Raw genomic sequence first — 6,124 nt, 5'->3', positions numbered from 1 at the left:
TTTGCGGCAAGGTGAGCGATTGGTGGATAAAAAGCTACTCATAATGTTAAAAGTTGTGCTTAAAAGATTACAAAATTTGAGGTGATAGGATTGCACTGCTAGTTATTCTGGTTTTCCTGGTTCTTCTAGTTGTCCTAGCTTTCCATGCACTTCTGGTTATTCTAGTTTTCCTGTTTTTCCCTTGCTTTTCAAGCACTTCTAGTTTTTCTTGTTTTCCTAGCTCTTCTAGTTAACAAGCATTTAGCCCTTGCTTACTTGCTTCTAGCCCTTTTGCAAAACATTAATAACAAACATAAAAATACCTAATTTGCTGTTTCTAATTCTAAAAATTATCGCTAACTTTGCCATGTAAGCAACTAGAAACCGCCCTGACATGAAAAAAATTGTTACGATATTGATGCTCTTTTGTCTTGCTGCTGTTGTCGGTAAGGCACAAAAAACACGCGTGATTTGCGGCGACGAACGCACGGATGCGTATCTGCCCAAACTGAAAGACAAGCGAGTGGCATTGTTTGCCAACCATACAGCCGTGGTGAAAGGCAAGCATATCTTAGACTTGCTTATTGATAATAAGGTGAATGTGGTGGGCATCTTCGCCCCCGAACATGGATTCAGGGGTACTGCCGATGCTGGCGAACATGTTAAAAACTCCACAGATAAGAAAACGGGCGTGCGCATCTTTTCGCTCTATAACGGAAAAAACGGTACGCCCAACATTGACGTGTTGAAGGAAACAGACGTGTTGGTGGTCGACATTCAGGATGTGGGACTGAGGTTCTACACCTATTATATATCCATGTTGCAATTAATGAACGCCTGCGCCAAGACCAAAACCACGATGATGATATTGGATAGGCCTAACCCAAACGGCTGCTATGTAGACGGTCCGGTACTCGACATGAAGTACAAGTCGGGTGTTGGCGCTTTGCCCATTCCCGTTGTTCACGGACTAACGTTGGCGGAAATGGCGGGCATGATAAATGGCGAAGGGTGGTTGGAAGGTGGCGAGCCATGCCAGCTCGACATCATTGCATGCCGCAACTATACGCATTCCACGCGCTACAAGCTGCCTATTGCGCCCTCGCCAAACTTGCCTAACATGCAGGCCATATACCTATATCCCTCTATTTGCCTGTTCGAAGGCACGGATGTGAGCCTTGGACGTGGCACAGGCTTGCCGTTTCAGCAATACGGACACCCCCAAATGACGGGCTATAAATACAGCTTTATACCCCGAAGTGTGCCTGGCGCGAAAAATCCGCCGCAGATAAACCAGCTGTGTTTTGGTGTAAACCTAAGCCACAAACCCCAAGAAGAGATTATTAAACGGGGCTTCGACCTCACGTATGTTATCGATGCTTACCGCAACTTAAACGTCGGCGAGCGCTTTTTCACACCCTTCTTCACCAAGTTGGTGGGCGTGGACTATGTGCAAAAGATGATTATGGAAGGTCGTTCTAACGAGGAGATACGCGCTGTTTGGCAGCCCGAACTGGAAAAATATAAGGAGATGCGGCGAAAGTATCTTATATATAAGGAGGAAGGAGTAAGTAGTAAAGGAGTAAGTAGTAAAGGAGTAAGTAGTAAAAGTAGTAAAGGAGTAAGTAATAAAAGGACTAAAGGAGGAAGGGGTAAAGAAGTAAAGAGGTAAGGAGTAAAGGAGTTATGGAGTAAAGGAGTTAAGCCAAATGTATAGGTGGCGTTAGCTGTTTTTTCACCATTTCACCTTTTACCTTTAGAAGTTAAGGAGTTATGGAGTAAAGGAGTTAAGCCAATAGTTCGCGACTCTTTAACTTTGAACTTATCAACTTGTAAAGTCTGTCAACCCGTAAACTTGTCAACTCATCAACTATATTTAAACCAACATGATATGACCCCACTAGCAATCTTAGCAACCGTTTTGGCCTATTTCGCCGTATTGTTCCTTGTTTCGGGCCTTGCCCGGCGCAATGTGGATAATGCCGCTTTCTTCACCGGCAGTAGGCAAAGCAAGTGGTATATGGTGGCGTTTGCTATGATTGGGGCCAGCATATCGGGCGTAACCTACGTTTCGGTGCCAGGCATGGTGGCGCAAAGTGGCTTTGGTTATCTGCAACTGGTGTTGGGATTTATCGCCGGTCAGCTCATTGTAGCCTTCGTACTTACGCCCTTGTTCTATCGTTTGCAGCTTACATCGGTTTACGAATACCTGCGCAACCGCTTTGGGCAGCAGGCCTATCACACGGGTGCCTGGTTCTTTTTCATCTCAAAGATGTTGGGTGCGGCCGTTCGTCTCTTTCTCGTGTGTTTCACCTTGCAGCTTTTGGCTTTCGGTCCGTTGGGCATACCCTTCTGGGTTAACGTGGCCTTGTCGGTGGGTTGCGTATGGTTTTACACCCACAAGGGCGGCGTTAAGTCGGTAATTTGGGCCGATTTGATTAAAACAGCCTGCCTTATCGTGTCGGTGGCATTGTGCATTTGGTTCATCGCGGGCGACTTACAGCTATCGTTTGGCGGTGTGGTGAGCCACATTAGCCAAAGCGACATGAGCCGCATGTTCTTCTTCGACGACGTAAACAACAAGCAATTCTTCTTCAAACAGTTCTTTGCCGGCATCTTTACCACCATCGCCATGACCGGCTTAGACCAAGATATGATGCAGCGCAACCTGAGTTGCCGCAACAGCAGGGAGTCTCAAAAGAACATGGTGATTAGCATTCTGCTGCAATTTATTGTGGTAGCGGCCTTCCTTATGTTGGGTGTGCTGCTCTACGAAGAGGCTGCACGCCACGGACTAACGGCTACTGGCGACCAACTTTTCCCCACAATCGCCACAGGAGGCTTGCTGCCGGGCGTTGTTGGCGTGCTGTTCATCGTTGGTTTGTCGGCCTCGGCCTACAATGCGGCAGGCTCTGCACTCACCGCCCTCACCACATCGTTCACCGTAGACATACTTGGGGCAGGCAAGCGCAGCGAAGACGAAGTTACCCGAATGCGCAAACGTGTACACGTAGGCATGGCCGTGGTGATGGGTTTGTCCATAATCGTGTTCAACATACTGAACAACACTAGCGTGGTAGACGCCGTTTACACCCTTGCCAGCTACACTTACGGCCCCATATTGGGCCTCTTTGCCTTTGGCATACTGATAAAACGGCCTGTGCGCGACCGCTGGATACCCTTCGTGGCCTTGGCCTCGCCCTTACTCTGTTGGGTGTTGGACCGCCATTCGGAGGCTTGGTTCAACGGCTATCATTTCAGTTACGAGTTGTTGATACTCAATGCCCTGTTCACTTTCGTGGGTCTTTGCCTGCTTATCAAGCGTGGCACGTGCCCCCAATAAATATCATAAACAATGCTTAGACCCGTCCTTACACTAGCAGCTCTTTGCCTTACGGCCCTTGCAACACGGGCACAACAGGCAGCCCCAACGACCTTCGCACCCCATTGCGACCAGCCGTTGGTAACAAACATGTCGGCTCCCACCACGCCCACACAAGGCCTTTCGGGCAGACACATCGCCGTTTGGCAAAGTCACGGCCGATATTATGAGCGCACACTAGACCGCTGGGAGTGGCAGCGCGCACGCCTGTTGCAAACCGTAGAAGACCTCTATACGCAGAGTTATGTGTTGCCTTTCCTCGTGCCCATGCTCGAAAATGCAGGCGCAAACGTGCTGGTGCCGCGCGAAAGAGATTGGAACACGCACGAAGTGGTGGTGGATAACGATGCCAGTACCTTGTCGCCGCACACCATATATAAGGAACGCAACGGCCAACAAGCATGGCAACAGGGGCAGGGCGAAGGCTTTGCCTATCGGCATAAGGTGTACACCGATTTTCAAAATCCTTTCCGCGATGGAACGTTCCGCACCATTCAGTCGATAAAGAAAGGGCAGGAGAGCCTTGCCGAGTGGGTGCCAAACGTGCCAAAGACAGGCGAATATGCCGTGTACGTGTCGTATAAAACCGTGCAGGGAAGTACCGCCACGGCACATTACACGGTGTATCATCAAGGCGGAGAGAGCCATTTTCGCGTGAACCAACAAATGGGTGGCGGCACTTGGATTTACCTTGGCAAGTTTGTTTTTGATGAAAAGGCGGGCCAACAGCATCGTGTTTGCCTAAGCAACAACACGGGGAAAGTGGGCGAAGTGGTGACGGCAGATGGCGTAAAGTTTGGCGGCGGCATGGGTAACATCGGCCGGCCAGACGTTAGTGGCTACCCTCGCTTTACCGAGGCAGCACGCTATTGGCTGCAATGGGCTGGCGTGCCAGACAGCGTTTACTCGGAATCGCATGGCGAAAACGACTATACCGACGATTATAAAAGTCGTGGAATGTGGGTGAATTGGCTTGCTGGCGGATCGCAAAGCTATCCCGAAGGGCAGGGACTTAACGTGCCCATCGACCTATCTTTGGCTTTCCACAGTGATGCAGGAGTTACCAAAGACGACCGCACCATCGGCACATTGGGCATATATTACACCCAGAGTTACGACAGCGTGTTTGCCAATGGCGCCTCGCGATACCTCTGTAAGGACCTTACCGAGAGCGTGCAAAACAGCATATTAAACGACATTCGCGCACTGTACGAACCGCTTTGGAACAGTCGTGGCAGTCGTGATGCCTCGTATTTCGAGGCCCGCACGCCGCGCGTTCCTGCCATGTTGCTCGAATTGCTTTCGCATCAGAACTTCGCCGACATGCGTTACGGCCTCGACCCACGCTTTCGTTTCACCGTGAGCAGAGCTATTTATAAGGGCATGTTGCGCTTTATCTGTGCCCAACGAGGGCAAACGCCCATTGTTGCACCGCTGCCCGTAGACCATCTTTCGGCATCGCTTAAAGGCAGAGACCAAGTGGAACTGACGTGGAACGCCGTGGCCGACACGCTGGAACCAACGGCCATGCCCGACCGATATATTGTTTATACCCGTCTGGGTAACGGCGCATTCGACAACGGCAAGGTGGTGAAACGCAACCGATATGTGGCTCGTATTCCTGCCGATGTGGTATGTAGTTTCCGCGTTGAGGCCGTTAATAAGGGCGGAAAGAGTTTTCCTTCTGAGACAATGGCCGTGGCGCGATGCTCGGCCAGCATGGGAAAGAAGGCGTTAGTGGTAAATGGATTCGACCGCGTTTGTGCGCCTGCCGACTTTGTTGCGCCTGCGCCCATCGACACTTTATATGCCGGTTTCCTCGACAACATCGACCACGGCGTGCCTTATCTGCAAGACATCAGCTACACGGGGAGCCAAAAGGAGTTTAACAGAACCTTGCCTTGGCTCGACGACGACTCAGGCGGATATGGCGATAGCTATGGAAACGAGGAGACAAAGGTGATTGCCGGAAACACGTTCGACTATCCCGCGCTGCATGGCGAGGCCATATTGAAGGCGGGTTTGAGCTTTGAATCGTGTGCTAACGAGTGCTTAGACAAGGCGGAAGACGGCTACGTATTTGTTGATTACATACTGGGTAAGCAGTGCCAAACCAAGATGGGACGTGGAAATGTGCGCCCCTTGATGTTTAAAACCTTTGATGCGAAGGTGCAAAAAACATTGGCTGAGTATGCCCAGCGTGGCGTTCACCTGTTTGTTTCGGGTGCATACGTGGGTAGCGACCTTTGGTGTAACCCGCTGGCCAAGCCCTTAGAGAGCGACCAACGCTTTGCCACAGAGGTGCTTAAATATAAGTGGCGCAACTCGCGCGCTGCCCTCACGGGTGGTGTTCGCATGGTGCGTTCGCCGCTACAACTGGGCGTGGGCGAGATGAACTATGCCAACACGCTGAACTCGGAGCAATATATAGTGGAGTCGCCCGATGCTATCGAGGCGGCCGACTCAACGGGATATACCGTGATGCGCTATCCCGAAAACAACCTCAGTGCGGCGGTTGCCTCGCAAGGCAGCTACAAAACGTTCGTTATGGGGTTCCCCTTCGAGAGCATCACGCAGGCCTTCTGTCGCGAGAAACTGATGAAAACCATCGTAGATTTCTTTATGCGTCAGCCCCACGAAGACATTTCGCACGACCCCAAAGGGGATGGGAAGAAGGCTAGGCACATCACTTCGTTTACCGGAGAAGAGAAAAAGGGAAAGGTGAAAAAGTGAAAAGGTGAAAGGGTGAAAGGGTGAAAGGGT

3 protein-coding genes are annotated in these 6,124 nt (G+C 50.7%); all 3 read left to right on the top strand.

Features of this window, described 5'->3' with window-relative positions; genetic code table 11:
• Positions 1-373: 373 nt before the first annotated feature.
• The 3 genes from HMPREF2955_RS06820 (at position 374) to HMPREF2955_RS06810 (ending at position 6,094) form a co-directional block, all read left to right on the top strand.
• Complete coding sequence (locus HMPREF2955_RS06820; RefSeq protein ID WP_070722102.1) at positions 374-1,651, top strand: exo-beta-N-acetylmuramidase NamZ family protein; 1,278 nt, start codon at positions 374-376, stop codon at positions 1,649-1,651.
• 219 nt (positions 1,652-1,870) lie between these two features.
• Positions 1,871-3,322, top strand: coding sequence for a sodium:solute symporter (locus HMPREF2955_RS06815; RefSeq protein ID WP_070722100.1), 1,452 nt, complete (start codon positions 1,871-1,873; stop codon positions 3,320-3,322).
• A gap of 12 nt (positions 3,323-3,334) precedes the next feature.
• A complete protein-coding gene (locus HMPREF2955_RS06810; protein WP_070722098.1) occupies positions 3,335-6,094 on the top strand; it encodes a golvesin C-terminal-like domain-containing protein in 2,760 nt (919 codons plus the stop codon).
• Positions 6,095-6,124 lie beyond the last annotated feature (30 nt).

The sequence above is a fragment of the Prevotella sp. HMSC073D09 genome (assembly GCF_001814145.1).
Taxonomy (GTDB): domain Bacteria; phylum Bacteroidota; class Bacteroidia; order Bacteroidales; family Bacteroidaceae; genus Prevotella; species Prevotella conceptionensis.
Note: the sequence above shows the minus strand (reverse complement) of the source record. Positions and strands in the feature narration are given on the sequence as shown.